Source organism: Xanthomonas phaseoli pv. dieffenbachiae (assembly GCF_008639345.1).
Classification (GTDB): Bacteria; Pseudomonadota; Gammaproteobacteria; order Xanthomonadales; family Xanthomonadaceae; genus Xanthomonas; species Xanthomonas phaseoli.
In genome coordinates this window covers 3,587,317-3,614,006 of sequence record NZ_CP041380.1, presented here as the reverse complement: position 1 = coordinate 3,614,006, position 26,690 = coordinate 3,587,317, and the positions used below count along the sequence as shown (strand labels likewise).

Here is a 26,690-nt window from a genome sequence, read left to right as displayed (position 1 = left end):
GCCGCTGTTGGGGTTCGCATCTACATTCGCCAATGTTAAAAATGTTAAATCGGTCGGGCACAAGGAGGCGTCGCATGGCAAAACGGTGGAGTGTTGCGGGACTGCTGTTCGCCGCGGGCCTGATGAGTGGTCATGCCTTGGCGGTCGTGCTCGATCTGGACAAGCCGTTCAAGCCGCAGGCAGAGCAGGTCCGTACCGATCTTGCCGATGGCGAGAAGTACTCCGAGATCAGTCAGGATGAGCGCGCTAAGGTGGGCGCTGCGCTTGATCGGATCGAAGCAGCATTCCAGACGCAGCCGGATATCCAGGCGCTGCAGCCAGAGCAATTGGCAGCGGTTCGCAGCGATCAGGAGTTCGTCACCCGAATTTTGACCAGGGCACGTGAAGATAGCCGGCTGATTTGTCGGCGCGAGCGCGCGACTGGGTCGCAGATGAGTACGAAACAGTGCATGACGGCTGCCCAGCGGCGCCGTCAGACCACGGTGAGTCAAGACGAAATTTCTCGGCGCCAGCGCTAAAAACAGCTTAACGAACGAGGTTCCAGTGCGAATTCTAGTAATTGAAGACAACAGCGACATTGCCGCAAACCTTGGCGATTACCTCGAAGACCGTGGTCACACGGTGGACTTCGCCGCCGACGGGGTGACTGGCCTCCACCTTGCCGTGGTGCACGAGTTCGACGCCATCGTGCTCGACCTCAACTTGCCTGGCATGGATGGCATCGAGGTCTGCCGCAAGCTGCGCAACGAGGCGCGCAAGCAGACCCCGGTGTTGATGCTGACCGCGCGTGACTCGCTTGACAACAAGCTGGCCGGCTTCGACTCCGGTGCCGACGACTATCTGATCAAGCCGTTCGCGCTGCAGGAAGTGGAAGTGCGCCTCAACGCGCTATCGCGTCGCGGCAAGGGCGTGCATACCCGCGTGCTGGAAACCGGCGATCTGGAATACAACCTGGATACGCTGGAAGTGCGTCGCCGCGGCAAGCTGCTGCAGCTCAACCCGACTGCGCTGAAGATCCTGCAGGCGCTGATGGAAGCCTCGCCGGCGGTGGTCACGCGCCAGGAGCTGGAAACCCGCGTGTGGGGCGAAGAGCTGCCCGACTCCGATTCGTTGCGCGTGCATATCCACGGCCTGCGCGCGGTGGTCGACAAGCCGTTCGATGTGCCGATGATCCAGACCCGTCACGGCATCGGCTACCGCATCGCCTCGCCCGATGCCTGAAAGTACGAGCGAGACGCGGCCGGCGCGCCGGCGCGGCCGCTATCGGCGGCGCCTGCGCAGCCGCTATCGGCGGCGCCTGCGCAGCCGCATCATCTTGTCGTTCGTGTTGCTGGGCTTCTGCCTGACAACGCTGTTCGCCTTCGCCACCAATTGGGCGCGCTCGCGCGTGGAAAACCAGTTGGTGGAGGACGTGATGAATCGCAACATCGACGCCTTCGCGCAACGCTTCTATTCCGATCCGATGCGCAACCCCGATCTGCCGTTGCAGCAGATGCGCGGGCGCGTGGTCAAAAGCGACAAGTTCGAAGCGCTACGCCGCGAACAACCGGAGTGGTATCAGCTGCCCGACGGCATCCACACCATCACCGGCGTGGACGAAAGCGGCAATACCTATTCGTACAAGCTTGCGGTGCGCAAGACACCGAGCGAATGGTTCTTCCTCGCTTATGACATGACCCAGGCGCTGAAGGGCGAGATCCAGCTCAAGCGCACTCTAATCTTGTCGGTGTTGGTATTCAGCGGGTTTTCGCTGCTGATCGGCTGGTGGTCCGCGTCCAAGGTGATGCGCCCGGTCTCCGATCTGGCCGCACGCCTGCGTGCCTATCGCGGCGGCACCAGCCAACCCAAGCCACTGGCTGCGCACTTCCCGGACGACGAGGTCGGCCAGCTCGCCGAAGCGCTCGACGACTACTCGGCGCGGCTCACCGAAGTGGTGCAGCGCGACCGCGAATTCAACGCCGACGTCAGCCACGAACTGCGCACGCCGCTGGCGGTGATCCGCGGCGCCACCGAGTTGCTGCTCACCAAGCCCAACCTGGACGAAAAGGTGTTGCAGCGGCTGCAACGCATCCAGCGCGCCGAGCAGCAATGCAGCGATCTGATCGGCTCGTTGCTGCTGCTCTCGCGTAACGAGCGCGGGCAGGGCAGCAGCAATGTCGCCAAGGTGGCCGAGCAACTGATCGATTCGCACCGCGCGCAGCTCGGCGGAAAACCACTGGAATTGCTACTGGAGGGCGTACGCGATCTGGTCATCGACGCGCCCGAATCCGCCTTGTCGGTGGCGCTGGGCAACTTGATCGGCAACGCCGTCAAATACACCCAGGACGGTCAGGTGCGCGTACGCGTGCTGAGCGATGCAGTGGAAGTGATCGATTCGGGCCCCGGCCTGAGCGAAGAAGACGCCGCCAAGCTGTTCCAGCGCGGTTACCGCGGGACCCACGCCGGCCACTCGCAAGGCGGCGGCATCGGCTTGTCGATCGTCAGCCGTCTTTGCGATCTGTACGGCTGGCGGGTCAGCGTGCGCCCAGGCCAGCAGCGCGGCGTCATCGCAACATTGGCCTTCCATCGCTGACCACCACACGCACTCCCGTAGGAGCGCACCCGGGCGCGACGGCCTTACCCATTGCGCCCCCAGGGCAGCGCCTCCAGACAACAACCACACCCAAAACCCAGCTCAGCGCTCCACCACCGTCACCACCAACTCGCCCTCGCGCGTAGTGATCTGCAGCTTGCAGCCAATCGCAAATCCCAATTGCTCCAGCCACAGCCCGCGCAAGCGCACGCTCGGGATGCGCTGGCTGTGTGGCCGGCCGGGTTCTGCATCGTAGAACGCATAGCCCACGGTGCAGCGCGTGGGCGTGCGCGCCTTGCGCGGTGGGCGCGGCGGTAGATTGTCCGCGCGAGGTCTGTTATGGCGCCGGTCGAAGTCGAGGTTGTCCACATCGAACGTGGGCGAGGGCACCAGCCGCATGGGCTGCGCGTCTTTCACCTGCAAGGCTGTCTGCTTTGCGGCAGCTGCGCGCTTGGCGTTCGATTTGGGCCGCTTGGCGGTTGGAGACGGCGCCCGGCTCATAGCCTCACCTCCACCAGCACCACGGAGCGACGAAGTACACCAATCTCCATTATCGATACATCTGCCATAACAACGCCTCCTTCGAAGAACAGGCACCGTCGCCGGCCGGCGACGGGATGTCGGGAGGTTAGAAACCGTGCATAGTCGGCGGGCGTATTCCTCCCGAAGGAGTGTTGTATTAGCCGCCCTCCCGACGCAGGCATCGCGTCGGCTTGCACCTGCGAACAGGCACAAAAAACCCACCGGTTTGACGGAGGTGGGTACCGCCACTAGAGGAATTTCTACGCTCCTTGAGGTAGAGGTCGCTACTGGTTGTTTGGAATGTCAACTGCTTGGTTTAGGAGCATAAGAGCTGATCTGATGCCAGAGTAGGTCTACTCGTAACGGCGTGTACGCATCGAAGCAAATTGTCAAAGCCTGTCGTAGCGTAGCGAAAACTGCTTGTTCTGCCACGCCTATGCGGCTGGTAACGCATTGCGGCATGTTTCCAGGGTAGGCGAGATAAGGTTGCAGTGTGATAAATCGCTACCTCTAAACCTTCTTGTGAATAAAAAGATCTGAGGCTAAAACCGTCACAAGCATCAAGGTTGCTCCCGATATCGCAATGTAAAAACCCCTCTTATCCCACACGGATCTGAAGGGCTTTTTCTCTGGCGCGATCATAAATGATACCGATCTAATCAGCCCCCCGACAGCCAACAGGCATACTGCAATCAACCCTAAAACCATCTGAATCCAAGGCATCATTGGGTGCACTCACATTTTTTTTGCTCTAGAAGCACAGTAAAGCCCGCCGCAACACCATACAACGTTGCATCGAATCCACCTTGAGATTGATTCCACCCACTTGAGTCAGCACCATTGCCAAAATTAAACCAAGTTGAAGTTGCGCCCCCAATTGAAATTTTTTGATATACCTGATGACCCAGTCCAAATGCTATTGATCCGAAGCCTACTTTCGAATAAGCACCGCGAAAAATTTCAGGATCAGGCACGCCGTTCGAATCGTTAAGCTCAACTTGTGAGCCCGTCATGGACCCCTGCGAGCCGACCCCACCCGCCGCAGCTAATGCCATTACATATGCAGACGCGAATCCGCCGCCGGGGCACGGCGAAGTAACCTGGTAAAAATCGATATTCCCCCCATAATATGCAGCACCGGCCCCTACGCTATACGTTGATCCTTTCCAAGTCGCTAAGCCATAAGGGTCAGAATTCATCAATGGGGATTGAAGCGCATAGCCATAAGTGCTCACGCCGCCCCGAAGTCCAATGAGGTCGGACTGTACGTATCGCCCCACCCCGGAATCGAGATAACGCTGATAATTGTAAAAGACCCCGCTTGCAGCGTCATATTTTTGCCCCGGGAACCGCATATCCAAGACCAGCGCCGCACCATTCCCATCAGGATCTTGATTCGGCGCGGTGTTGCCGAAAGCTTCGCCCTTCAAGCTCCATGTCCACACCGCCACATCGCGGGTGGGGTCGATCACCACGCGCGGGCTGCCCAAGTGGTCCGGTTCGATGTAGTGCAGTTTGTTGGCGTTGGCGAGCAGGCCGACCGGTAGGTCATCCAGCCAGATCGCTTGCTGCTTGGGCACGCCGTTGCTGTCGTAATCGCCCAGCCAGTGGCCGGCTTCGTCGTAGAGCGTGTAGGTATCGGTGGTGCCGAGGAAGCGGCGCACCTGCTCGCCACGGCCGTTGTAGCGGTAGTTCATGGTCACCGCGCCGGCGCGGCGAGCCTGGGTCATGCGGCCGGTGGTGTCGTAGGTGTACTGGCGCGCGGTGCCGCCGATGGCGGTGGTGTTGCCGGTGGCATCGTATGTACGTGCGACGCCGGCCACGGCGCTGAGGCGGTGGCTGTCGGTGGGATAGCTATAGATCTGCGTGGCCGTGCCGACCTTGGCGCTGAGGCGGTTGCCGGTGGCATCAATGCTGTAGCCGTCGATCAGTGTGCCGGTGCGGCCGTCCTTTAGGCCGGTCAGGCGGCCCAGCGCGTCGTAGCCCAGGCTGATTTCCGGTGTGGTGTTGCCTGCGGGCGTCAGCGCGGTGAGGTTGCCAACCGGGTCGAAGCCGAAGCCTACGTCAAGACCGCCCGGGCGGGTGTCCTGGATCGCCTGCGGGCGGTAGTCCAGATCGTACTGGCGGGTGAGGGTGCGGCCGTTGCCGTAGGTCCAGCCGGCAGCCGGGCCAAACGGGTAGTAGCTGGCATTGCCCAGCAGTAGCTGACGGCTACCACCAGCAGGCGTGACGCCAATTTGTGTGGTCTGGCCTTGTGCATTGCGCACGTAATCGACCACCGCCCCGTCGGGATAGGTCATCCGCCGCAACTGGCCGCCAATGGTGTAGTCGTAACGCAGCACCAACGCGGTGCCGTTGCTGGTCTGCACCTTGCGCACCAAGTCGCCGAAGCGGTTGTAGCAGTACTGGGTGATGGCGCCGCCGTCCTGCATCTTGGTCAGGCGGCCGATCGAAAACGTCTCCCCGCTGGCGCAGGCCGTCTGCGTCGCGTCGTAGGTGTAGGTGACGTTGAGGCTGGTGGTGGGGTAGGTGACCTTGGTCGGGCGATTGAGCGCGTCGTAGCTGTAGGCGGTGGTGTTGCCGCGCGCGTCGGTCTGGGTGGCGCGGTTGCCGGCGCTGTCGTAGGTGTAGCTGGTGACGCCGGTGTCCGGGCTGGTGAGTTTCACCAGATCGCCAAACCCGTTGTAGTCGTAGGTGGTGTTCAAGCCCTTGGGGTCGGTGACCTTGGTCAGGTTGTCGAGTGCGTCGTATTCGAACTTCGTGTCGGCCTTGATGCCGGCGACATCCCGCAGCGTGCGCGACAGGCGATTGAGCGGGTCGTACTCGTTCTGCGTCGCGGTTGCCAGCGCATCGGTCACGGTGGTGGCATTGCCGTTGGCGTCGTACGCGAAGTCGGTCGGGTCGCTGGCGGCAGTGGCCTGCGTCTTGAGCTGGCCGAGCTGGTTATAGACGCGCGAGAGCGTGCGCTTCAACGTGCCCGACGCATCGCTGGTGTCTTCCTTGATGCGATTGCCGGCGTTGTCGAGCGTGTAGTGGACGGTATTGCCCGCGTTGTCGGTAATGTCGGTCAGCCGATGCGCCGCATCGTAGGTGAAGGCAGTGAACGCGCCATCGGGCTGGGTGACCTGCTTGACCAGGCCGGTGGGCCAGTAGTCGATGCGGGTAATGCGGTCATCGGCCTCGCTGGAGGCATCGGCGCCGCGCACCTTGGTGGCCGTCAGCCAACCGCGCGGGTGATAGGTGTAGTCGGTGACGATGCCGTTGGCGTCCTTGATGGACAGCGGGCGGCCAGCGCCGTCGTAGGCGAGGTATTCGGTGGTCTGGCCGAGGGCGTTGGTGACTTTCCATCGGTCGCCTTTGCGGTGCGGGCACGTACTCGCCGATGCCGTGCAACTGGCGTCGTTGGCAAGGTAGTAGGTGTAGCTGGTGCTATCCGTGATATCCGTGCGTGCGCCATCGCTGGCCAACAGCAAGCCGGGCAAGGAACAATTGCCGGCAGCAATATCGCTGTCTTCGCAGTAGCGCTGGGTGGTGACGCGGGTAGGACCTCCGCTTGGATCCGTCCGCGATACGGTCAGTGCTTGACCCCTGGTGTTGTAGGTCCAGCTCGTCCTTGCGACCAGGACATCATTGGCATCATAGGTGCGCCGGTCGGTGGGAACACGGAAGCTGGGATGCCAGTCCGTCTGCAGCGTGCGCTTCTGGCCGCCACTGCTGTTGTCCGCTTCGATCTTGCTGGCCAACAAGCCACGGTTGTTGTACCTCCAATCGGTGGTGACGCCTGCAAAATCGACTTCCTGGTCGGGGTAGCCGTTGCCGTCGTAGCTGCGCGATTTGAACGCCCCAACCGTGCATTCGGGGCACAAGCCCTGGACGGCGGTGACCTTGGCCTGGCCAAGCTTGGAGATGCCAGTGCGCGTTACTGCATTGCCGAGCGCATTGGAGACTGTGGAAGTGTTCCCCGAGTAGGCAATAGTGGCCTCGTCGATCTTGCCGGTCGGATCGCCATGCACGCTGCGTACGACGCGTTGCTGCGCATCGTAGGTCCACGAGGCATACACCTGGTCCTGCTCATCGCGGTGGATGGTCAGTGCATCCGGAAAGCGCGCATTGCCATAGTCATACCCGGCGATAGCCGACGCCACCGCTCCGGCAGCTGTCTGCAAGGTCACCGACCTCAACCGCGCCTGGGAGTCGTAGCCGTAGGCCAGCACCATTCCATCGGGGAGTCCGACTTGTGTGATCCTGTCTGCTTGGTAGGCAAATAGCAGGCGACGGCCACGCGTATCCGTCACCGATTGCAACTGGCGGCCGGCGTAAGTCAGGGTGAGTTGCTCGCCATCGGTGTAGCTGATGCCGGTCAGCTTGCCGTCCAGATCGAACTGCTCTTTGCTGTCGTCGGTGGCAGTCACCTGCCATCCAGTCAGTGTCCCGTTGTCTTGCACTTCGGAAAGCGTTTCGCGCACATCCCAGTCCGGTGTCCATGTGCCATTGGCGGACTTCTTGAACGTGTAGAAGTTACCGTTGGGGCGCGTCAGGATCAGCGTCGATGCATCGGTGACGGTGATGGTCCGGACGTAGCTATGGCGCCAGGTGTTGCCGAGCGCGCTGGTGGGCTGCAGGCCGACGGCACTGCTGTAATACCGGACGAATTCCAGATGCCCTGTTGGCGCACGGTAGTCGGCCGCCGTTTCGAGCTTGGTTCCGGTGAACACATTGGCCGGATTGCCGGCGGTGGTCGGACCAGTGCTCCCTTCGCAACAGCCATTGTTCTTGCCGGGATCGAGCGGTGGCGGTGGCGAGCAGACCGCCCCGTTTGGCGTGGCGACCGGCTGGCCGCCGTTGTTGCTGACCGTATATTCGCAGCCTTCCTGGCATAGGTTGCCATTACTGTCGGCAGCAGGGGTGAATGTCGGTCTGGCGCTGCACTTTAGGGGATAAAAGCTTTCGCCTAAACCAGATTCGCTGGTAAAGTTATCAAACGCTCTGTAGCACTGAACTACCGCTTGGTAGCGCTGATCATAGGCTAGGTCGAGTACCAAGCTGGCGTGTGTATTTATCCCGCCGCCAATGCAGATTGCTTCGTTTCCTTCCTTGATGGCATTGAGATAAGCCTGGCCTTGATCGCACAAGCGCGTCCCTGCATTGCAGACGCCCGAGTCATAGGCGTGGGCGATCTGTATCGTAGGAATGAGAGAAACACACGTCACCACAATGGCCAACAACATCCCGAACCACTTGCTCCCGTATCCCGGGGCTCGCCTCTGCACGTCCTGCATCGCGTCCAACTCCTTGGAGAATGTCTGCAGGTCATCTTAGTCGCGCCTGCACAGGCGGGAGCTTATCGTAAAGCATGGCTGCTAATGGAGAGCATTGCAGTGCTTTCTGTGATCGCATCAGTGCACTCTCGGCGCTCTGCAGCGATCGCTACAACCATGTCTGATCAGTTGGGCGATCGATATATTACGCATAGCGCATAAGCAAGTGCCGATGCACGGTAATCCCCCCGCTTTGAGCGTTCGCCAAAAGTGGAGCTAGGCGGCCATCGCCAATTTCATTGCTGGCGTGATACCGCCGAGCGCCATGTTGGGGCGCTCATGGTTGTACGTCCATAGCCAGCGCGTGGCCTTGTCCTGAACCTGCTCGATGGTGTCGAACAACGTTGTGGCCAGCCAGGCGTAGCGGACGGTGCGGTTGTAACGTTCGACATAGGCATTCTGCTGCGGCTTGCCTGGCTGGATGTGCTCGATCCGAATCCCGCGCTGCTGTGCCCAAGCTAGCAGCGCGCCGCTGATGTACTCCGGGCCGTTGTCGCAGCGAATGGCGTTTGGCTTGCCGCGCCAGTCAATGATCTGTTCCAACGAGCGGATCACCCGGGCCGATGGCAGCGATAAGTCGACCTCGATGCCCAGACCCTCACGGTTGAAGTCATCGAGCACATTGAACAACCGGAAGCTGCGGCCGTCGGCCAGCTGGTCGTGCATGAAATCCATCGACCAGACCTGGTTGATCGTCTCCGGCACCGCCAACGGCTCTGGCCGCTCGCGCACCAGCCGCTTCTTCGGCTTGATCCGCAGGTTCAACTCCAGCTCCCGATAGATGCGGTACACCCGCTTGTGATTCCAGCCAAAGCCCTTCACGTTGCGCAGGTGCAGAAAGCACAGGCCGAACCCCCAATCACGATAGGTTGTGGTCAACCGCACCAGCCAATCGGCAATCCGGGCGTTCTCCTCGCTGGCCTTGGCTTGATAGCGAAAGCAGGTCTCGCTCACCGCAAAGGTCCGGCAGGCATGCCGGATGTTCGTGTGGCCACCATCTACGGCCCATCGGGCCATCTCCCGGCGTTGAGATGGCCTCACCATTTTTTTGCCATCGCCTCCTTCAGCAGGTCGGCGCTGAGCTGGGCATCGGCGTACATCTTCTTCAGGCGCCGGTTCTCGTCCTGCAGCTCCCTGAGCTGGGACATCAGCGATGCGTCCATGCCGCCGAACTTGCTGCGCCACTTGTAGAACGTCGCCGAGCTGATGCCGTGTTCCCGGCACAACTCCGGCACGGGCGTGCCGGCCTCGGCCTGCTTGAGGACGGCAATGATCTGGCTGTCGGTGAAGCGGGATGTCTTCATGGAACCTCCTCGGAAAAGGGTACGAGAAAATTCCACTTCTGGCGTCAGCTAACCTGTGGGGGGATTACCGCACAAAGGCCTAAGGGTTGGCGCGTGCACGATAGTCCACGTCCAATCCGCGTGCCACCTGCGACAACTGCTCTAAAACGCCGTGATTGCAGGCGACATCATCGGCGATGGCCAGCCGCTGCTCCCGCGTTGCCTGCGCAGCAATCATGCGATCGGCGAGTTCGGCCGTCGCTCCGTCGCGTTGCATCAGGCGTTCGTGTTGCAAGGCGACTGGTACGTCGACGACGAGGATGCGATCTAGCCAGGGATAGGTGGCGCGCCCACCGGCTTCGGCGAGCAGGGGGATTGCGACAATTGCATAGGGGCCCTGTGCAGCCAGCGCTGCGCGCTGCAGTTCTCTGCGGATGGCCGGGTGGGTGATGGCTTCGAGCGCTTGCCGTTGCGCGGTGTCTGCAAAGACGCGGTAGCGTAGCGCTTGTCGGTTCAAGGTTCCGTCGGGGAGCAAAACGCTATCCCCGAAGTGCGCAGCAATGGCGTCGAGGATCGGCCCCGGTGCCACAACCTGCCGCGCAACCACATCCGCATCGATCACCGGTACACCCAGTTTCTCGAACTCCGCGGCTAGCGCGCTCTTGCCGGACGCGATGCCGCCCGTAAGGCCGACGATGAAATCACTCATCGTCGCGCCAGGGTCAACGCAGGCCTGCGAAGTGCAGGTAGCCGTCCACCAGGTCGTTGCCCCAGAAGAACACCACCCAGCCGGCAATGGCCAGGTAGGGGCCGAACGGGATGGGGGTGGCGCGGTCGCGGCCCTTGGCGACCAGCCAGATCGAGCCGAGGATGGCGCCGACCAGCGAAGAGATCAGGATGATCGGCAGGATGCCTTTCAGCCCGCACCACGCACCTAGCGCGGCCAGCAGCTTGAAGTCGCCATGGCCCATGCCTTCCTTGCCGGTGAGCTGCTTGAACAGCCACCACACCGTCCATAGCGATACATAGCCAACTGCCGCGCCCAGCAGCGCGGGCTTGGCCGGCATGTACAGGTTGTCCATCGAGCCGACCAGACCCAACCACATCAGCGGCAGAGTCAACTGGTCCGGCAGCAGCTTGTGACGCAGGTCGATGCCCGACATCGCCACCAGGAAGCAGCTCAACACGATCGCGCCGAAGCCCTGCCAGCCGAAGCCGAAGCGCCACACGCTGGCGACGCACAGGATGGAGGTGAGCAACTCGACCAACGGATACTGAATCGAGATTGGCTTGCCGCTGTAGCGCGACTTGCCGCGCAGCATCGCCCAGCTCAGGACCGGAATGTTCTCCCACCACTTGAGCTTGTCGCCCGTCACCGGGTCGTGCGAGGGCTCCACCACGATCCCCGGCGGTGGCGGCTCGTAAATGTCCGGCAGCTCCAAAATCTCGCGCGCATCCCGTCGCCACTGCCACTCCATACGCTTGGGCAAGCGCAGGATCACCACGTTCAGGAAGCTGCCGATCAGCAGTCCCAGTCCGGCCGCGGCAGGAAAGCCGAGGCCGGGATGCTGGTCGAGAAATGCCATTACGTCTTATCCAACCACTGCGCCGAGTTTGAAGATCGGAAGATACATGCCGATGACCATGCCGCCCACGACAACGCCAATGAAGACCATAATCATTGGTTCGAGCAGGCTGCTGAGTGCATCCACGGCATTATTAACCTCCTGCTCGAAGTATTCCGCTACCTTGAAAAGCATCGAGTCTAGCGCGCCCGCTTCTTCGCCAATCGCGGTCATTTGAATGACCATGTGTGGAAAAAGGTTTACCTGTTTCATCGCCATGTTGACAGGGTATCCCACGGATACGTCGTCACGCATGCGGAGTACAGCATCTTCGTAAACGCGGTTCCCAGTGGCGCCCGCAACAATGCCTAATGCCTCTACCAGTGGGACGCCGGCTTTGAAGGTAACAGCGGTGGTGCGCGCGAAACGCGCAATCGAACTGTTATGCATGATTTGACCTATGACAGGTACTCTCAATATCAGCCTGTCCATAGTGTGCTGCATGCTTGGCGAACGCTTATAAGCAAAGACAAATCCGACGATGGCGCCTGCTATGACGAAGAACATAATCCACCAATAGCTCACCATGAAGCGTGAGGCTCCCACAATCATTTGAGTAAAAGCAGGTAGCTCGGCACCAAAACCTTTAAAAACCTCCTCAAATTGAGGGACGACAAAGATGAGGAGGATGGCGCTGACAATCAGGGCGACTGCAATAACCATGGCTGGATAAAATAGGGCCTTTTTGATCTTGCCCTTTAGTGCTTCTATATTTTCTTTGTAAGTGGCAACCGTATCTAGCACTGTCTCCAGGACGCCTGCACCCTCACCTGCTCTTACAAGGTTTCGGTAGAGCTCGTCAAACTGAACCGGATGTCTGCTGATTGATTCGTAAAGGGAGGAGCCTCCCTCAATATCCGTTCTCACTTGACCCACCATCTTTTTCATCCGCGGGTTTTTGTGACCCTCACCGATGATCTCGAGCGAGCCTACAATCGGCACCCCCGATTTCATCATGGTCGCCATCTGGCGGCTGAAAAAAGCGATGTCTTTTGGCGTGATTTTCTTGCCTGCAGCACCGAACAACGGCTTAGGCTTAAGCTTGACTATCGATGGATTGATACCCTGGCGGCGAAGCTCCGCCCGCAACATGTTCATGTTGCGAGCAGTCTGTTCGCCTTTCATCTTGATCCCGCGTTTGTCAGTTCCTTCCCAAAGGAACAGCTGTAGCTGTTGAACGGTGCTACGATCCGCAGTTTGCTTCTTGATGGCGTTGCGTGCGACAGACATTTCGAATTCCCCCATCGGCCATCCCCAGGCCGGAGCTAGCAGCATGATAGCGCGTTTGAGCAGGCCGGGCATTTGGTCATGAAGGAGAAGTGTGGGCCTCAGGATGTGCATCAAATGGGGCTGAAAGTGACAGGGAGCGTCACTTTGCATGGGGGGTCGCAATTATGGAAATTCACGCTTCCAATCCCCAGAACGTCTGCAATCATTGCTCTCAGGGATACATCTGGGGTTGGTGCGAAGTTGGCACGTAACCTGCTTGATCCCACTTGCACGACCACCGCGGACCGGTTCCAACACACCTAGTCCGCCTCGATTACCACAACCTCTTGGGGATGCATCTATGAAGAAGCAAAACGGCTTTACCCTTATCGAACTGATGATCGTTGTCGCGATCATCGCAATCCTTGCTGCCATCGCGTTGCCGGCCTACCAGGACTACACCGTTCGCGGCCGCGTCTCTGAAGCGATGGTTGCCGCGTCTGCCGCCAAGACGGTGGTGGCCGAAAATGCCGCCAACGGCTCTGCCCTGAATAGCGGGTGGACCCCTCCTACGGCGACCAATAATGTTGCCAGCGTAGCCGTTGCTGCCGCTACGGGCAATATTACTGTGACCACTACCGATAAGGCCGGCGGCGGCACGATCATTTTTGCTCCCACCGCTAACGGCGCTGCGCTGACTTCCGGCACCGTTCCTACCGATCGCATTTCGTGGGATTGCAAGGGTGGCACCTTGGTTGCCAAGTATCGTCCGGCTGAATGCCGCACCTAATCTGCTGATTTGTATCGCAGCTACAGCTAAGCTATTTGCCAAGCCCGCAGATGCGGGCTTGGTTTTTTGTCTTTCTGTTGGCGAAAAGATAGGAAGTAGTAAAGTACTGTTACTCTAAATTGGGAAGATTGTGATGAGTGCAGTCGCGGCGAACTTAGTGGGAATTACAGGCATTGCACGCCGTTTGGTGCAGGATGGAGCACTGGATGAGGCAAGTGCCCGTACCGCAATGGACCAAGCCGCGGCGGCGAAGATTCCGCTTCCCCAATGGTTCTCCGAGAAAAAGCTGGTTTCAGCGTCTCAATTGGCCGCTGCCAATGCAGTCGAGTTCGGCATGCCACTACTGGACGTGTCGGCATTCGACGCCAACCAAAACGCGGTGAAGCTGGTCAGCGAGGAATTGCTCCAGAAGCATCAAGTGCTGCCGCTGTTCAAGCGCGGCAACCGGTTGTTCGTGGGGGTGAGCAACCCGACCCAGACCCGGGCGCTGGACGACATCAAGTTCCATACGAACCTGGTGGTCGAAGCCATTCTTGTCGACGAGGATCAGATCCGCCGGACGCTCGAACAGTGGCAGGCCAGCAACGCGTCGTTGGGTTCGTCGCTTGGCAACGACGACGAGGAGATGGGGGATCTGGACGTTTCGGCTGGCGACGAGGACATGGGCGCCGGCGGGGATTCCGGGGTCGATGCGAAGGGTGACGACACGCCGGTGGTGAAGTTCGTCAACAAGGTGCTGGTGGATGCGATCCGGCGGGGAGCGTCGGACATCCATTTCGAGCCGTATGAAGACGACTACCGGGTGCGCTTGCGCATCGATGGCCTGTTGAAGAACGTGGCCAAGGCGCCGGTGAAGCTGAACCAGCGCATCGCGGCGCGCTTGAAGGTGATGTCGCAGCTGGATATCGCCGAGAAGCGGGTGCCGCAGGACGGGCGCATCAAGCTCAACCTGTCCAAGACCAAGCAGATCGACTTCCGTGTCAGCACCTTGCCGACCCTGTTCGGTGAAAAAGTGGTGCTGCGTATCCTGGACGGCAGCGCGGCCAAGCTGGGCATCGACAAGCTGGGCTATGAGGCGGACCAGCAGAAGTTGTTCCTGGAGGCGATCCACAAGCCCTATGGCATGGTGCTGGTGACCGGGCCGACCGGCTCGGGCAAGACGGTGTCGTTATATACGGCGCTGGGAATTCTCAACGACGAGACGCGCAATATCTCCACCGCGGAGGACCCGGTCGAAATCCGCTTGCCTGGCGTCAACCAGGTGCAGCAGAACAACAAGCGTGGCATGACCTTCGCGGCAGCCTTGCGCTCGTTCCTGCGACAGGATCCGGACATCATCATGGTCGGCGAAATCCGTGACCTGGAGACGGCCGAGATTGCGATCAAGGCGGCGCAGACGGGTCACATGGTGCTGTCGACGTTGCACACCAACGATGCGCCGCAGACCATCGCCCGTCTGATGAACATGGGCATCGCGCCGTACAACATCACCTCGTCGGTGACCCTGGTCATCGCGCAGCGGCTGGCGCGGCGGTTGTGCAACAACTGCAAGCGCAAGTCGACCCTGCCTGATAACGCATTGCTGGCCGAAGGATTCACGCCTGCCCAGCTTGCCGCAGGGATAGAGCTGTATGAGGCGGTTGGCTGCGATGAGTGCACCGAAGGCTACAAGGGGCGTACCGGTATCTACCAGGTGATGCCGATGACCGACGAGATCGGTGCGATCGTGCTGGAAGGCGGCAATGCAATGCAGATCGCCGAAGCCGCGCAGGCGATCGGTATCCGCGATTTGCGTCAGTCGGCGCTGATGAAGGCTGCGAATGGGGTGACCAGCCTGGCAGAGATCAACCGGGTCACCAAGGACTAAAGGCCCTCATCCGCCCTTCGGGCACCTTCTTCCGCAAGCGGGAGAAGAGGGCTGCACTGCGATGCAGATCGCTGATGCGGCGCAGGAGGTCGGTATCGGCGATTTGCGCCAGTCGGCGTTGATGGGGGCTGCGCATTGGGTCACCAGCCTTGCCGAGATCAATCGTGTGACGAAGGACTAAGCGCCCTCATCCGCCCTCCGGGCACCTTCTCCCGCAAGCGGGCGAAGAGGGCTGCACTGCGATGCGGATCGCCGATGCAGCCCAGAAGATAGGTATCGGCGATTTGCGGCAGTCGGCTTTGATGACGGCTGCGCATTGGGTGACCAGCCTGGCCGAGATCAATCGTGTGAAGAAGGACTAAGCGCCCTCATCCGCCCTCCGGGCACCTTCTCCCGCAAGCGGGAGAAGAGGGCTGCACTGCGATGCAGGTCGCCGATGCAGCGCAGAAGATCGGTATCGGCGATTTGCGCCAGTCGGCGTTGATGACGGCTGCGCATTGGTCACCAGCCTGGCTGAGATCAATCGTATGACGAGGGACTAAGCGCCCTCATCCGCCCTCCGGGCACCTTCTCCCGCAAGCGGGAGAAGAGGGCTGCACTGCGATGTAGATCGCTGATGCGGCGCAGAAGGTCGGTATCGGCGATTTGCGCCAGTCGGCGTTGATGGGGGCTGCGCATTGGGTGACCGGCCTGGCGGAAATCAATCGAGTAACCAAGGACGAAGGGCTGGGAATCGGGAATCGGGATTAGGGATTAGGGATTATGGATTAGGGAATTGGAACAGCTTGCGGACCCGTACGTTCCAGGCTGTTTTGTGTGGACAACAGCGTCGAGCGTTGCAGCCGACGATCGGGAGCTGACGCATGAGCCAGTCCATCGCAGTGTCTCCCACACAGGCCATCGAGGCCGGCGACTGCGCTTTTACGATTCCCGATTCCCCAATCTCGATTCCCGGCTCTTCTACTCCATCCCCAGCTTCTTCAGCTTGTAACGCAGCGCCCGAAACGTAATGCCCAACTGCGCAGCAGTCTTGGTCTTGTTCCAGCGGTTTTCTTCCAGCGCCTTCTGGATCGCGGCGCGTTCCAGTTGTTCGATGTAGGACGGCAGCGCGGCCGAGGCGGGGTCGATGTCGACCACGGCTTCGCGCGGTTCGGCCGCGGCGCCTCCTGGGGGGGCGGCCAGACGGTGGCCGCCGTGCGCAGGCAGGCGCAGGTCGGTAGCGCTGATCTGGTCGTCTTCGGCCAGGGCCAGGGCGCGTTCGAGGATGTTTTCCAGTTCGCGCACGTTGCCGGGGAAGCCGTAGTGATTCAATGCGTCGAGCGCAGATTGGGTCAGCAGCGGAATGGGGCGGCCGTGGCTGTGCGCCAGGCGTGCGATGATGGCAGCGGCCAGCTGCGGCAGGTCGCCACCGCGTTCGCGTAGCGGCGGCACACGCAACTCGATCACGTTGATGCGGTAGTACAGGTCATGCCGAAAGCGGCCGTCGGAGACCAGGTCGCCCAGGTCCTTGTGGGTGGCCGAGAGGATGCGCACATCCACCAGCGATTCGCTGGATGCGCCGACCGGGCGCACCGACTTTTCCTGGATGGCGCGCAGCAGCTTGACCTGCATCTGCAACGGCAATTCGGCCACTTCGTCCAGAAACAGCGTGCCTCCATGCGCGGCCTGGAACAGCCCGGGCTTGTCGGCATGCGCGCCGGTGAAGCTGCCTTTCTTGTGGCCGAAGAATTCGCTTTCCATCAGTTCGGCGGGAATGGCGCCACAGTTGACCGGTACGAACGGGCCGGCGGCACGTGCGCCTTGTTCGTGGATGGTGCGTGCGACCAGCTCCTTGCCCACACCCGATTCGCCGACGATGTAGACCGGCGCCTGGCTGCGCGCGACCTTGCTGATGGTGGCGCGCAGGCTTTCCATGGCACTGGAGTCGCCGAGCAGGCGGCTGGCCTGTTCCGGTGGCGGCGGTGGCGGAGCAGGGCGGTCGCGGTTGTTCAATTCCAGCGCGTGCTTGACCAGGCCGCGCAGCACGCCGATGTCGACCGGCTTGCTGACGAAATCGAAGGCGCCGGCTTTCAGTGCTTCCACGGCCAGGTCCATGCTGCCGAACGCGGTGATCATCGCCACCGGCGTCTGCGGATAGTGTTTTGCGATTTCGGTGACCAGTTCGATGCCGTTGCCGTCAGGCAAACGCATGTCGGTCAGGCACAAATCGTAGGGATTGTTGGCCAGCAACTCGCGCGCCTCGGCCAGGTTGGCAGCGGTGCTGATGCGCAGGCCCATGCGGCCCAGGGTGAGAACAAGCAACTCGCGGATATCACGCTCGTCATCGACAACCAGGGCGCTTTTGGGTTCGTTCATGGGACGCACGATAGCCCAGCGTGATGATGGTCGACAATTGTCGAGCAGGTGGTGGCCCAACGATTCACCTGCTGCGCGCGCGCATCGTTGCTGCTTTCAGCGCGTTTGCAAGGCGCCGATGCCGGTCGGCGATTCGCAGCTGTCGATGTGCTGTGTTGCCAAACGCGTCTGGTTAGCGGGGGGGGCGCAAGCCGGTAAGGCCTGCGAACCAGGTGCCGCGTGGCGTTTGCGTCTTCGCCAATTGCAACGCGTTCTATCGAACAAGTAACGCTCTGCTAGATATCGCCACATCAGGCATCCCGCTCAGCCGACAGCCGAGCACTCACTTGCCGAGCAATCCGTTGGGGCCTTGCAACGAGATCCGGAAGCACGCGCCGCCGCCGGGGACCGCGACGTAGTCCAGTTGCGCCTGGTTGGCGCGGCAGAGTTCCTGGGCGATGTACAGGCCCAGGCCGGTGCCGTGTTCGGAGGTGGTGTAGAACGGGCGGAACAGTTGTGCCGCCACGGCGTCGGGGATGCCTGGGCCGCGGTCGATCACATCGATCACTGCCTTGCGCTCGAGGCGTTCGACGTGCAGCTTGACCCGTGCCGGTTCGTCCATCACCCGGCCGTACTTGAGTGCGTTGTGCACCAGCGCGGTGAGGATCTGATGCAGGTGCTTGGGGTCGACCAAGGCATGCACGGAGCTCCCCTGGATGCCGGCCTCCAGGATGTCGGTTTCCATCGACAAGGTCTGGCGGTATTCGACCACGAAGCGGCGCACGAATGCGGCCAGGTCCAGATTGTCCGGGGTGGCGCGTTCCCGGCGCGCCAGCGCGAGGACGCTTTCGACGATGCCGTTGGTGCGCTGGCATTGCTGGTGGATGATCTGCAGCAGGCGGCGGTCGGCATCGCCGATGTCCGGCGATTCCTCCAGCAACTGCGAGGCGTAGCTGATGGCGGCTAGCGGGTTGCGGATCTCGTGCGCCAGGCTGGCCGAAAAGCGCCCCATGGCCGACAGGGTCAGCGACTCGGCACGGCGCGACACCACCGTGGCGTCGTCGAGAAACACCAGCGCCAGGTCGCTGTCGGCAAGCAGGCGCACGAAGCGCGGCTGCACTTCCGGGCGGTCGGCGCCGAGTTGCAGCGGCGCTTCTTCCTCGCGCCAGCCGCTGCGCCAGCGCTGCAGCCGGCGCGCCAGTTCCGGGGTGAGCGCCACCAGCGACAGGTCGGTGGACGGGGTGCGCTGGTCGCCATCGCCCAGCAAGCTCAGCGCCGCTTCGTTGGCCAACGAGATATGGTTGTGGGTATCCACCACCAGCACGCCGGTGCGCATGCGCCGGATGATCAGCTCGTTGATCTCGTACAGATTGGCGACCTGGGCGCCGCGTTCTTCGGCCAGCATCTGGTTGCGACGGGCGCGCGCGGCGATTTGTTCGCAGATGAAGGCCACCGCGACGTAGCTGGTGGCAAACATTGCCAGCTCCGCCACCGGCCGGGTGGCGCCGCCGCCTTCGAGCAGGGTCCACAGGTATTCCAGCAGGATGGCGGCGCTGGCGAGTACCGCGATGCTCATGCCGTAGCGCAGCCGCAGCAGGATGGAGGCGGCCGCCACGTTGAACAGCAGCATCATCGCAATCCCGGCGCTGGCACCGGGCAGCGCGTGCGTGGCCAGGGTGGCGGCAAGGATGTCGGCCATTACCGCGCACAGCACGGTCGGGGTGAGGCGGCGTTCGCCGCGGCCCCAGAACAGCAGCGGGATCGCCATGCACAGGTAGCCGATCGCCACGCCGGCGGCCAGGCGCGGGTAGCGCGGCTCGGGGATGGCGTCGGACAAGGGGCTGAACACCAGTGCGGCGATCAGGCCGGCCACCAGCACCCGGTACAGCGAGAAAAAGTACAGCTCGCGCTGCGGCGCGGACTGGATCCGGGCGATGAGCGATGCGATGGATGCCAAGCCGATTCCCCGCTGGAGCGAGCCGCGAGTATAGGCAGGTGCGCGGTCTGCGCAGCGCTTGCGCACAGAGTCGGCCGGCGCGCAAGCGCTGCGATCGGGCGGCCAATCCCGTCGAATTTTGCGCCGCACGGCGTGGTCGGCCACAATAGGCGGCCCGTTCGCGTCCCATGACGTGCCGCCCCGGCGGTCTGCGTTGCACGCAGCGGTCGTTTCCTTTTCCCACGGTGACGCATGAATTTCCACGAATACCAGTCAAAACAGCTGCTTGCCGAGTACGGCATCCCCGTTCCGGCCGGCAAGGTCGCGGCGACCCCGGACGAAGCGGTTGAAGTCGCCAATTCCCTGGGCAATGGCCCCTGGATGGTGAAGGCGCAGATCCACGCGGGCGGCCGCGGTAAGGCTGGCGGCGTCAAGTTCTGCAAGACCACCGACGATGTGAAGGCCGCAGCAGCCAAGATGCTCGGCACCAAGATGTCCACCTACCAGACCGCCGGCGTCGAGCTGCCGATCAACCTGGTGCTGGTCACCACGGCCGGTGAGATCGTCAAGGAGCTGTACTTGTCGATCCTGGTCGACCGCGGGACCAAGACCATCACCTACATCGCCTCCAGCGAGGGCGGCGTGGAGATCGAGCAGGTGGCGGCCGAAACCCCTGAGCTGATCCACGCGCTCAATGTGGATTTCGTCGAAGGCGTGCAGGGCTACCACGGCCGCGATTTCGGCTTCAAGCTCGGCCTGAACGCCAAGCAGGCCGGCCAGTTCGCCAGCATCATGGTGAACCTGTATCGCCTGTTCAACGAAAAGGACCTGGCGCTGGTTGAAATCAACCCGCTGGCGATCCTGGACGACGGCAACCTGTACGCGCTGGACGGCAAGTTCGACAGCGACGACAACGCCGCGTTCCGTCAGAAGCAGCTGGTCGCCATGCGCGACAAGACGCAGGAAGACGAGACCGAAGTGACCGCGTCTGAGCTGGACATCAACTACGTCACCATGGACGGCAACATCGGCTGCATGGTCAATGGTGCAGGCCTGGCCATGGCCACCATGGACGTGATCAAGCTCAATGGCGGCGAGCCGGCGAACTTCCTGGACGTGGGCGGCGGTGCGAACAAGCAGCGCGTCATCGAGGCGTTCAAGCTGATCCTGTCCTCGGACAAGGTCGAAGGCATCTTCGTCAACATCTTCGGCGGCATCGTCCGCTGCGACATGATCGCCGAAGGCATCATCGCCGCGGTCAAGGAAGTGGGCGTCAAGGTTCCGGTCGTGGTGCGCCTGGAAGGCACCAACGTGGAAGAAGGCAAGCAGCTGCTGCGCGACAGCGGCATGGCCATCATCCCGGCCGACAACATCAACGACGGTGCCAAGAAAGTCGTTGAAGCTGTCAAGAACGCCGCCTGATCCACGACACCGAAGGAATTATCCATGTCCGTTTTGATTAACAAGAACACCAAGGTGATCGTGCAGGGCTTTACCGGCCAGCAGGGCACCTTCCACGCCACTCAGATGGTCGAGTACGGCACCCAGGTCGTCGGCGGCGTGACGCCCGGCAAGGGCGGCACCACCCATATCAACCTGCCGGTGTTCAACACCGTCGCCGACGCGGTCGAGGCCACCGGCGCCGACGCCTCGGTGATCTACGTGCCGCCGCCGTATGCGGCCGACGCGATCCTGGAAGCGGCTGCGGCCGGCATCAAGGTCATCGTCTGCATCACCGAAGGCATCCCGGTGCTGGACATGCTGCGCGTCAAGAACGTGCTGACCCGCTCGCATCCGGACACCGTGCTGATCGGGCCGAACTGCCCCGGCGTGATCACCCCGGGCGAATGCAAGATCGGCATCATGCCGGGCCACATCCACAAGCCGGGCAAGATCGGCATCGTGTCGCGTTCGGGCACGCTGACCTACGAAGCGGTCAAGCAGACCACCGAAGTCGGCCTGGGCCAGTCCACTTGCATCGGCATCGGCGGCGACCCGATCAACGGACTGAACTTCGTCGACTGCCTCAAGCTGTTCAACGAAGACCCGCAGACCGAAGGCATCATCATGGTCGGCGAGATCGGCGGCGACGCCGAGGAAGCCGGTGCCGAGTACATCAAGAACCACGTCAAGAAGTCGGTCGTCGGCTTCATCGCCGGTGCCTCCGCGCCAGCCGGCAAGCGCATGGGCCACGCTGGTGCGATCGCGTCCGGTGGCAAGGGCACGGCCGAAGGCAAGTTCGCGGCGATGGAAGCCGCTGGCGTCAAGACCGTCCGTTCGCCGGGCGATCTGGGTGCGGCGATCGCAGCGCTGGTGAAGTAAGCACGCCCCGCGCGCAAGCGTGTGAGCGTCAGAGAGGCCGCCTTCGGGCGGCCTTTTTTGTTGTTGGTGCGCGGGAGCTTGCCCTCATCCGCCCTTCGGGCACCTTCTCCCGCACGCGGGAGAAGGGAGTGACGAGCGCAGGTGTGAGTGTCGGGGCGATAAGAGCTGCAACTTTGCGGCACCGGCACCGGCACCGGCACCGGCACAAACACCAACAGCACAAACACCAACAGCACAAACACCACAAACACCAACACCAACAGCACCAGCACCAGCACCAGCGCCACCAGCAGCGCCACCAGCACTAGCACCACCAGCACCAGCACCAGCAGCAGAAGCAGCAGAAGCAGCAGCAGAAGCAGCAGACGCAGAAGCAGCAGACGCAGAAGCAGCAGACGCAGAAGCAGCAGACGCAGAAGCAGCAGACGCAGAAGCAGACCGATCCACCGCCTGCCTTTCGTCTTGGATTTCCCCTCTCCCGCTTGCGGGAGAGGGGCAGGGGTGAGGGCGGCTTTCCCCACACTCCCCGACGGCCGCAGCCGATAGCGATCCGTGGCGCTCCACACCAAGCTGTGAGCTCCCCAGACCTGGGTGCTTCCGATGCGCACCGGTGAGAAGATCCGCTTTGCAAAAACCTTGCGGCGCGAGATGACCGCTGCCGAGCGTTTGCTTTGGTACCGCCTGCGCGATCGGCGGCTGTTGGGATTCAAGTTCCGCAGGCAGTGTCCGGTCGGCCCGTATGTCGCCGATTTCGCCTGCCTGGAACGGGCGCTGATCGTCGAACTTGACGGCAGCCAACACCTGGATGCGTCCTCCGATGCCGCGCGCGAGACCTTCCTGCACCGAAAAGGCTTCCAGCTGCTGCGCTTCTGGAATAATGAAGTGCTGGTGCGCACCGACGCTGTCTGCGACGCGATTGCGCAGCGGCTATGCGTTGCCCGCTTCTCTCTTCCTCCTTCCGGCGTTCGGTAGGAATCTGCAAAAGGCTGCCGATATGTCCCAGACCCTCCGCATCGCCATGGCCCAGTTCGACTTCCCGGTCGGCGGCGTGACGCAGAATACCGATCGCATCATCGAATACATCGCAGCGGCGCGCGACGAGTTCGAGGCCGACATCGTGCTGTTTCCCGAATTGGCGATCAGCGGGTATCCGCCGGAAGACTTGCTGTTACGGCCGGGATTCCTCGCTCATTGCGAACAGGCGCTGGCACGGATTGCGGCGGCCACGCGCGGCATCGTGGCGGTGGTCGGCTGGCCGCAAAGCGCCGGCAGCGTGGTCTACAACGCCGCCAGCGTGTTGCGCGACGGGCGAATCGAAGCCACCTACCGCAAGCGCGAACTGCCCAACTATGCGGTGTTCGACGAGCGTCGGTATTTCGACGTGGACCCGGATGGCGAGAACTGCGTGGTCACGGTCAAGGGCGTGCGGGTGGGCGTGGTGATCTGCGAAGACCTCTGGTTCGCCGAGCCGTTGGCCAACACGGTACGGGCGGGCGCGGAATTGGTGCTGGTGCCCAACGCCTCGCCCTACGAGCGCGGCAAGCATGCGCAACGCGATGCATTGCTGGCCGAACGCACCCGCGAGAGCGGGGCGGCGATTGCCTATCTCAACGTCGTGGGCGGGCAGGATGCACTGGTGTTCGATGGCGCCTCGGTGGTGGCCGATGGCGACGGCACCGTGCATCCCGCCGCTGCAGCCTTTGTGGACCAGTGGCTGGTGGTGGACTACGCGGCCGGCGAGCGCAGCTTCACTCCGGTGGTGTGGGTGGACGACGGCGACGAGAGCATGGACGCGCTGGCCTGGCGCGCGGTGGTGCGCGGGCTGCAGGACTATTGCCGCAAGAACGGCTTCAGCAAGGTCTGGCTGGGCTTGTCCGGCGGCATCGACTCGGCACTGGTGTTGGCGATGGCGGTGGATGCGCTGGGCGGCGACAACGTGACCGCCGTGCGCCTGCCGTCGCGCTACACCGCGAACCTGTCCAACGACCTGGCCGACGAGCAATGTCTCGCGCTGGGCGTGAAGCTGGAGACCATCGCGATCGAGCCGGCTTTCGAAGGCCTGCTCGGCTCGCTGGGGCCGATGTTCGAAGGCACACAGCCGGACATCACCGAAGAAAACCTGCAGTCGCGCAGCCGTGGCGTGATCCTGATGGCGCTGTCGAACAAGTTCGGCGGGCTGGTGCTGACCACCGGTAACAAGAGCGAATACGCAGTGGGTTACGCCACCATCTATGGCGACATGTGCGGTGGCTATGCGCCGCTCAAGGACCTGTACAAGACGGAGGTGTTCGGCCTGGCGAAATGGCGCAACACCGTCGGCGGCGCGCCGGTGATTCCGCCGGCGGTGATTTCGCGCCCGCCGTCGGCGGAGTTGCGCGACAACCAGACTGACCAGGATTCGCTGCCGCCGTACGATGTGCTCGACGGCATCCTGTATCGCTACGTCGATCAGGAGCAGTCGCGCGACGACATCGTTGCGGCAGGCTATGCGGCCGATACCGTCGAGCATGTGCTGCGCCTGGTACGGCTCAACGAGTGGAAGCGCCATCAGTCCGCGCCCGGGCCCAAGGTGTCGCGGCGTGCATTCGGTCGCGAACGGCGCTATCCGATCACCAACGGGTATCGCGGGCAGTAGTCCGAACGGCTAATCCGGTCACTCGGCTGACGCAGTGGCTGCCGCTGCGGTGGCCGGCGGCTGGGCGAACCGCGTGAGCAGATCCAGGGGCGGCTTTGGTCGGGCCAGGTCGTACATCAGGCCAAAATGGCCTTCGGGCCCCTGGATGGTGGCCTGGTCCACTAACTCATAGACGTTCACCTCGGCCACCACGTCGGCGTAGTTGTCACGCACGTTGCGCAACAGCTGCGCCAGGCTGTCGTAACAGCCCCGATCACCTGCGGTGCCCCCAGTGGTGCTGCCTGTATAAATCTCCGCACAGTTCAGCTCGTTGAAGAATATCGAGGTGTTGTAGGTGCGTGCGGCAGTGCGCAGCTGGCCCAGATACAAGTCCGTCCAGTAGCCGGCATCCTGGTAGAACGCGTAGTAGTGGAAGCTGATGTGGTCGAAGTCGAAGCCGGCCGCCTTGGCTTTTGCCAGAAACCACAGCGAGCCGTTGCGATCGCCCGGGCAGCGCGCGTTGGCGCTGCGATCGTCGCTATTGCAGGCGGTGATGTTGATGGTGAAGCGCAGGCCTGCGCCCAGTTCGTCGGAAGCCTGGCGCATGCCCAGATACATCGTGGTCATTGCGGCGATGCGGGTATCGGCTTCGGCGCGCACCAGATCCTGTTCGTTGCCGATTTCCCAGACCTTGATGTCTGCCGCATAGCGGCGTGCCAGCTGGTAACCGATCTCGCGCGACATCGGGTAGACCATCGGGCGCAGGGTGATGCCGTACTTGCGCGCCAAGGGAACTAGCGCATCCAGCGTTGCGTAGTCGCGCGGGTCGACATCGAACCGGTAGCTGCGCAGGTTGCGCGCTGCCAGCAGTTTGAAGCGTGCCTCGGCCTGGGTCATGGCATAGCCGGGACGGCTGTCGTGCGCGTTGACGCCGTAGACGATGGGGGCTGCGGTGGCGCTGACGGTCACGGCAGCCAGCGAGAGCATGAGCAGCAAAGCGATGATGGCACGAGACATGCGGCTTCCTTGGCTGGCGCTCGCAGGGAGTCGGAGCTGGTTGGGGATGAGTATAGACAGGGGGCCCGGGGGCATTTGGTGACCTGGGGCCGGTTCCAGGATGCACGCGCGACTCCGGCAATGCATCGTGCGCGGGGGAAGCGACTGAAGGCTGTAGGTGCGTCGGCGTCGGCAATCGCCGCCGTGTTGTCGTCGGTACTGCACTTGCCGTGCTGCCGTCATCGTCGCCACAACAAAAAAGAGGCCTTTCGGCCTCTCTTTGGTCATGCGCTGCGCCTGATGTCTCAGTCGCGATTCATCTGCGAATTGCTTTGCCCGGTCGCGGCGGATTTTTCGCCGGCAAACGGGTTGAGCTTGCGGATGGCCCACGGGTATTTCGGCCAGTTGCCGGTCAGCCACGGGTGCTGCGGGTCGTTGAGCTCCAGCACGCGGCGTGCGTCGGCTGCCAAGGTCTTGTTGCCCAGGTGCGTGTAGGCCTCGGCCAGCACTGCGACCGCGTCGTACTGGAAGGCGCTCTGCGGATAGGTTTCGAGCAGGTAGTTGGCACGACCGGCGGCCGACACCCAGGCATCGCGGCGCAGGTAGTACAGCGCGTTGTCCAATTCATGCTGGGCGAAGATGTCGCGCAACTCGATCATGCGCTTGCGTGCGTCGGCGGCGTAACGGCTGTTGGGGTAGCGATCGGTGACGGTATTGAAATCGTTGTAGGCCTGCTGCGGCGAAGACAGGTCGCGGCGGCTCGGGTCCAGCGACCACACGCGGCGCAGGAACACCGTGTCGCGGTTGCTGTTGGCCAGCCCGCGCAGGTAGTACAGATACGAGATGTTGCGGTGGGTCGGGTAGGTACGGATGAAGCGGTCGACGCTGGAGACGGCGTCGTCGTGCTTGCCGGCCTTGTACTGGGCGTAGGCGGTTTCGATCATCGCCTGCTCGGTGTACGGGCCATACGGGTACTGGGCGATCAGGCGCTTGTAGCTGGCTTCGGCGCCGGCCCAGTTGCCTTTCTCCATCAGGTTATGACCCTTGCCGTAGAGCTGCTCGACCGGCATGCCCTCGTCGGGATTCTTGTCCTTGGCGCCGCGGTGGCAGCCGGTGACGACGAACGCCATGACCAGCATGAGGGCAATCAGGCGCGCAGGCGCGGAAAACGTGGACCGTCGGATCATGGGTCTGGGCAGGACGCATCAGGAAAACGAAAGCGCGATGATAGCCTAGTGGCCTGTCCGGCGACTGACTCCCGCCGCCCGGACCCCCAAATTCCCGCTTTTGCCCGAGTGCCCG

General features: G+C 62.2%; 21 protein-coding genes and 1 pseudogene. 12 read left to right on the top strand and 10 right to left on the bottom strand.

Annotation, left to right across the window (positions count from 1 at the left end):
- The first annotated feature begins 41 nt into the window (after positions 1 to 41).
- Genes FLG15_RS16230 through FLG15_RS16220 form a run of 3 tightly spaced genes read left to right on the top strand, consistent with a single transcriptional unit; the run spans position 42 to position 2,572 of the window.
- Entirely contained in the window at positions 42 to 518 is a 477-nt protein-coding gene (locus FLG15_RS16230) for a hypothetical protein (protein WP_007962331.1), read from the top strand.
- A gap of 25 nt (positions 519 to 543) precedes the next feature.
- Positions 544 to 1,221, top strand: a complete 678-nt coding sequence (locus FLG15_RS16225; protein ID WP_003490678.1) for a response regulator transcription factor — start codon at positions 544 to 546, stop codon at positions 1,219 to 1,221.
- On the top strand, positions 1,214 to 2,572 hold the full coding sequence (locus FLG15_RS16220; protein WP_007971710.1) for a sensor histidine kinase: 1,359 nt from the start codon (positions 1,214 to 1,216) through the stop codon (positions 2,570 to 2,572). Before FLG15_RS16225 ends, FLG15_RS16220 begins: the two co-directional genes overlap by 8 nt.
- A gap of 102 nt (positions 2,573 to 2,674) precedes the next feature.
- Here the strand turns inward: FLG15_RS16220 and FLG15_RS16215 are convergent, their stop codons facing one another.
- The 6 genes from FLG15_RS16215 to FLG15_RS16180 form a co-directional block, all read right to left on the bottom strand.
- A complete protein-coding gene (locus FLG15_RS16215) occupies positions 2,675 to 3,073 on the bottom strand; it encodes a SymE family type I addiction module toxin (protein WP_057679407.1) in 399 nt (132 codons plus the stop codon).
- 743 nt (positions 3,074 to 3,816) lie between these two features.
- Positions 3,817 to 8,373, bottom strand: a complete 4,557-nt coding sequence (locus tag FLG15_RS23550; protein ID WP_370512604.1) for an RHS repeat-associated core domain-containing protein — start codon at positions 8,371 to 8,373, stop codon at positions 3,817 to 3,819.
- Between the two features lie 255 nt (positions 8,374 to 8,628).
- A protein-coding gene (locus tag FLG15_RS16195) for an IS3-like element ISXcd1 family transposase (protein WP_223842567.1) occupies positions 8,629 to 9,716 on the bottom strand; the annotation gives its coding sequence in 2 pieces (ribosomal slippage) (positions 8,629 to 9,464 and positions 9,464 to 9,716; 1,089 coding nt in all).
- Between the two features lie 79 nt (positions 9,717 to 9,795).
- Positions 9,796 to 10,404, bottom strand: coding sequence for a dephospho-CoA kinase (coaE, locus tag FLG15_RS16190; RefSeq protein WP_022558665.1), 609 nt, complete (start codon positions 10,402 to 10,404; stop codon positions 9,796 to 9,798).
- 13 nt (positions 10,405 to 10,417) lie between these two features.
- The gene (locus FLG15_RS16185; protein WP_003491180.1) at positions 10,418 to 11,281 is read right to left on the bottom strand and encodes a prepilin peptidase; all 864 of its coding nucleotides are present in this window, start codon (positions 11,279 to 11,281) and stop codon (positions 10,418 to 10,420) included.
- Positions 11,282 to 11,287: 6 nt separating this feature from the next.
- The gene (locus FLG15_RS16180; RefSeq protein WP_057677885.1) at positions 11,288 to 12,550 is read right to left on the bottom strand and encodes a type II secretion system F family protein; all 1,263 of its coding nucleotides are present in this window, start codon (positions 12,548 to 12,550) and stop codon (positions 11,288 to 11,290) included.
- Between the two features lie 340 nt (positions 12,551 to 12,890).
- Here FLG15_RS16180 and FLG15_RS16175 point away from each other — a divergent pair, with 340 nt between their 5' ends.
- From FLG15_RS16175 to FLG15_RS16160, 4 genes are all read left to right on the top strand, one after another.
- Positions 12,891 to 13,319 (top strand): pilin, encoded by a 429-nt coding sequence (locus FLG15_RS16175; protein WP_057677883.1) that lies wholly within the window; start codon positions 12,891 to 12,893, stop codon positions 13,317 to 13,319.
- 133 nt (positions 13,320 to 13,452) lie between these two features.
- Positions 13,453 to 15,186, top strand: a complete 1,734-nt coding sequence (gene pilB / locus FLG15_RS16170; RefSeq protein ID WP_061112147.1) for a type IV-A pilus assembly ATPase PilB — start codon at positions 13,453 to 13,455, stop codon at positions 15,184 to 15,186.
- A 61-nt stretch (positions 15,187 to 15,247) separates the two neighbouring features.
- Complete coding sequence (locus tag FLG15_RS16165; protein WP_057687106.1) at positions 15,248 to 15,367, top strand: hypothetical protein; 120 nt, start codon at positions 15,248 to 15,250, stop codon at positions 15,365 to 15,367.
- 61 nt (positions 15,368 to 15,428) lie between these two features.
- Complete coding sequence (locus FLG15_RS16160; protein ID WP_057687107.1) at positions 15,429 to 15,548, top strand: hypothetical protein; 120 nt, start codon at positions 15,429 to 15,431, stop codon at positions 15,546 to 15,548.
- Positions 15,549 to 16,146: 598 nt separating this feature from the next.
- Here FLG15_RS16160 and FLG15_RS16150 read toward each other — a convergent pair.
- Together FLG15_RS16150 and FLG15_RS16145 are read right to left on the bottom strand one after the other, a co-directional pair.
- Positions 16,147 to 17,601, bottom strand: a complete 1,455-nt coding sequence (locus FLG15_RS16150) for a sigma-54-dependent transcriptional regulator (protein ID WP_170922314.1) — start codon at positions 17,599 to 17,601, stop codon at positions 16,147 to 16,149.
- Between the two features lie 262 nt (positions 17,602 to 17,863).
- Positions 17,864 to 19,477: a sensor histidine kinase gene (locus tag FLG15_RS16145; protein WP_007965357.1), complete on the bottom strand. Its 1,614-nt coding sequence runs from the start codon at positions 19,475 to 19,477 to the stop codon at positions 17,864 to 17,866.
- A 231-nt stretch (positions 19,478 to 19,708) separates the two neighbouring features.
- On the opposite strand from FLG15_RS16145, the gene sucC reads away from it, so the two are divergent.
- The 5 genes and pseudogenes from sucC (at position 19,709) to FLG15_RS16120 (ending at position 24,413) form a co-directional block, all read left to right on the top strand.
- A complete protein-coding gene (sucC, locus tag FLG15_RS16140) occupies positions 19,709 to 20,878 on the top strand; it encodes an ADP-forming succinate--CoA ligase subunit beta (protein ID WP_007965356.1) in 1,170 nt (389 codons plus the stop codon).
- 24 nt (positions 20,879 to 20,902) lie between these two features.
- On the top strand, positions 20,903 to 21,778 hold the full coding sequence (gene sucD, locus FLG15_RS16135; RefSeq protein WP_150146785.1) for a succinate--CoA ligase subunit alpha: 876 nt from the start codon (positions 20,903 to 20,905) through the stop codon (positions 21,776 to 21,778).
- A gap of 173 nt (positions 21,779 to 21,951) precedes the next feature.
- A pseudogene (locus FLG15_RS16130) lies at positions 21,952 to 22,314 on the top strand (hypothetical protein); the annotation flags it as partial.
- Between the two features lie 64 nt (positions 22,315 to 22,378).
- Complete coding sequence (locus FLG15_RS16125) at positions 22,379 to 22,750, top strand: endonuclease domain-containing protein (RefSeq protein ID WP_057677779.1); 372 nt, start codon at positions 22,379 to 22,381, stop codon at positions 22,748 to 22,750.
- A gap of 22 nt (positions 22,751 to 22,772) precedes the next feature.
- On the top strand, positions 22,773 to 24,413 hold the full coding sequence (locus FLG15_RS16120) for an NAD+ synthase (protein ID WP_057677780.1): 1,641 nt from the start codon (positions 22,773 to 22,775) through the stop codon (positions 24,411 to 24,413).
- Positions 24,414 to 24,431: 18 nt separating this feature from the next.
- On the opposite strand, the gene FLG15_RS16115 is transcribed toward FLG15_RS16120, so the two are convergent.
- Positions 24,432 to 25,409 carry a hypothetical protein gene (locus tag FLG15_RS16115; RefSeq protein WP_057677781.1) on the bottom strand — a complete coding sequence of 326 codons (978 nt, stop codon included), beginning with the start codon at positions 25,407 to 25,409 and terminating at the stop codon, positions 24,432 to 24,434.
- A gap of 284 nt (positions 25,410 to 25,693) precedes the next feature.
- Positions 25,694 to 26,575, bottom strand: a complete 882-nt coding sequence (locus FLG15_RS16110; RefSeq protein WP_005915798.1) for an outer membrane protein assembly factor BamD — start codon at positions 26,573 to 26,575, stop codon at positions 25,694 to 25,696.
- Between the last annotated feature and the right edge of the window lie 115 nt (positions 26,576 to 26,690).

Excerpts from the sequence above, each read along its gene's own strand:
- FLG15_RS16230 (WP_007962331.1), top strand. The coding sequence starts at position 42 with ATGTTAAATCGGTCGGGCACAAGGAGGCGTCGCATGGCAAAACGGTGG.
- FLG15_RS16220 (WP_007971710.1), top strand. The coding sequence starts at position 1,214 with ATGCCTGAAAGTACGAGCGAGACGCGGCCGGCGCGCCGGCGCGGCCGC.
- FLG15_RS16215 (WP_057679407.1), bottom strand. The coding sequence starts at position 3,073 with ATGAGCCGGGCGCCGTCTCCAACCGCCAAGCGGCCCAAATCGAACGCC.
- FLG15_RS23550 (WP_370512604.1), bottom strand. The coding sequence starts at position 8,373 with ATGCAGGACGTGCAGAGGCGAGCCCCGGGATACGGGAGCAAGTGGTTC.
- coaE (WP_022558665.1), bottom strand. The coding sequence starts at position 10,404 with ATGAGTGATTTCATCGTCGGCCTTACGGGCGGCATCGCGTCCGGCAAG.
- FLG15_RS16185 (WP_003491180.1), bottom strand. The coding sequence starts at position 11,281 with ATGGCATTTCTCGACCAGCATCCCGGCCTCGGCTTTCCTGCCGCGGCC.
- FLG15_RS16180 (WP_057677885.1), bottom strand. The coding sequence starts at position 12,550 with ATGTCTGTCGCACGCAACGCCATCAAGAAGCAAACTGCGGATCGTAGC.
- FLG15_RS16175 (WP_057677883.1), top strand. The coding sequence starts at position 12,891 with ATGAAGAAGCAAAACGGCTTTACCCTTATCGAACTGATGATCGTTGTC.
- pilB (WP_061112147.1), top strand. The coding sequence starts at position 13,453 with ATGAGTGCAGTCGCGGCGAACTTAGTGGGAATTACAGGCATTGCACGC.
- FLG15_RS16165 (WP_057687106.1), top strand. The coding sequence starts at position 15,248 with ATGCAGATCGCTGATGCGGCGCAGGAGGTCGGTATCGGCGATTTGCGC.
- FLG15_RS16160 (WP_057687107.1), top strand. The coding sequence starts at position 15,429 with ATGCGGATCGCCGATGCAGCCCAGAAGATAGGTATCGGCGATTTGCGG.
- sucC (WP_007965356.1), top strand. The coding sequence starts at position 19,709 with ATGAATTTCCACGAATACCAGTCAAAACAGCTGCTTGCCGAGTACGGC.
- sucD (WP_150146785.1), top strand. The coding sequence starts at position 20,903 with ATGTCCGTTTTGATTAACAAGAACACCAAGGTGATCGTGCAGGGCTTT.
- FLG15_RS16125 (WP_057677779.1), top strand. The coding sequence starts at position 22,379 with ATGCGCACCGGTGAGAAGATCCGCTTTGCAAAAACCTTGCGGCGCGAG.
- FLG15_RS16120 (WP_057677780.1), top strand. The coding sequence starts at position 22,773 with ATGTCCCAGACCCTCCGCATCGCCATGGCCCAGTTCGACTTCCCGGTC.
- FLG15_RS16115 (WP_057677781.1), bottom strand. The coding sequence starts at position 25,409 with ATGTCTCGTGCCATCATCGCTTTGCTGCTCATGCTCTCGCTGGCTGCC.
- FLG15_RS16110 (WP_005915798.1), bottom strand. The coding sequence starts at position 26,575 with ATGATCCGACGGTCCACGTTTTCCGCGCCTGCGCGCCTGATTGCCCTC.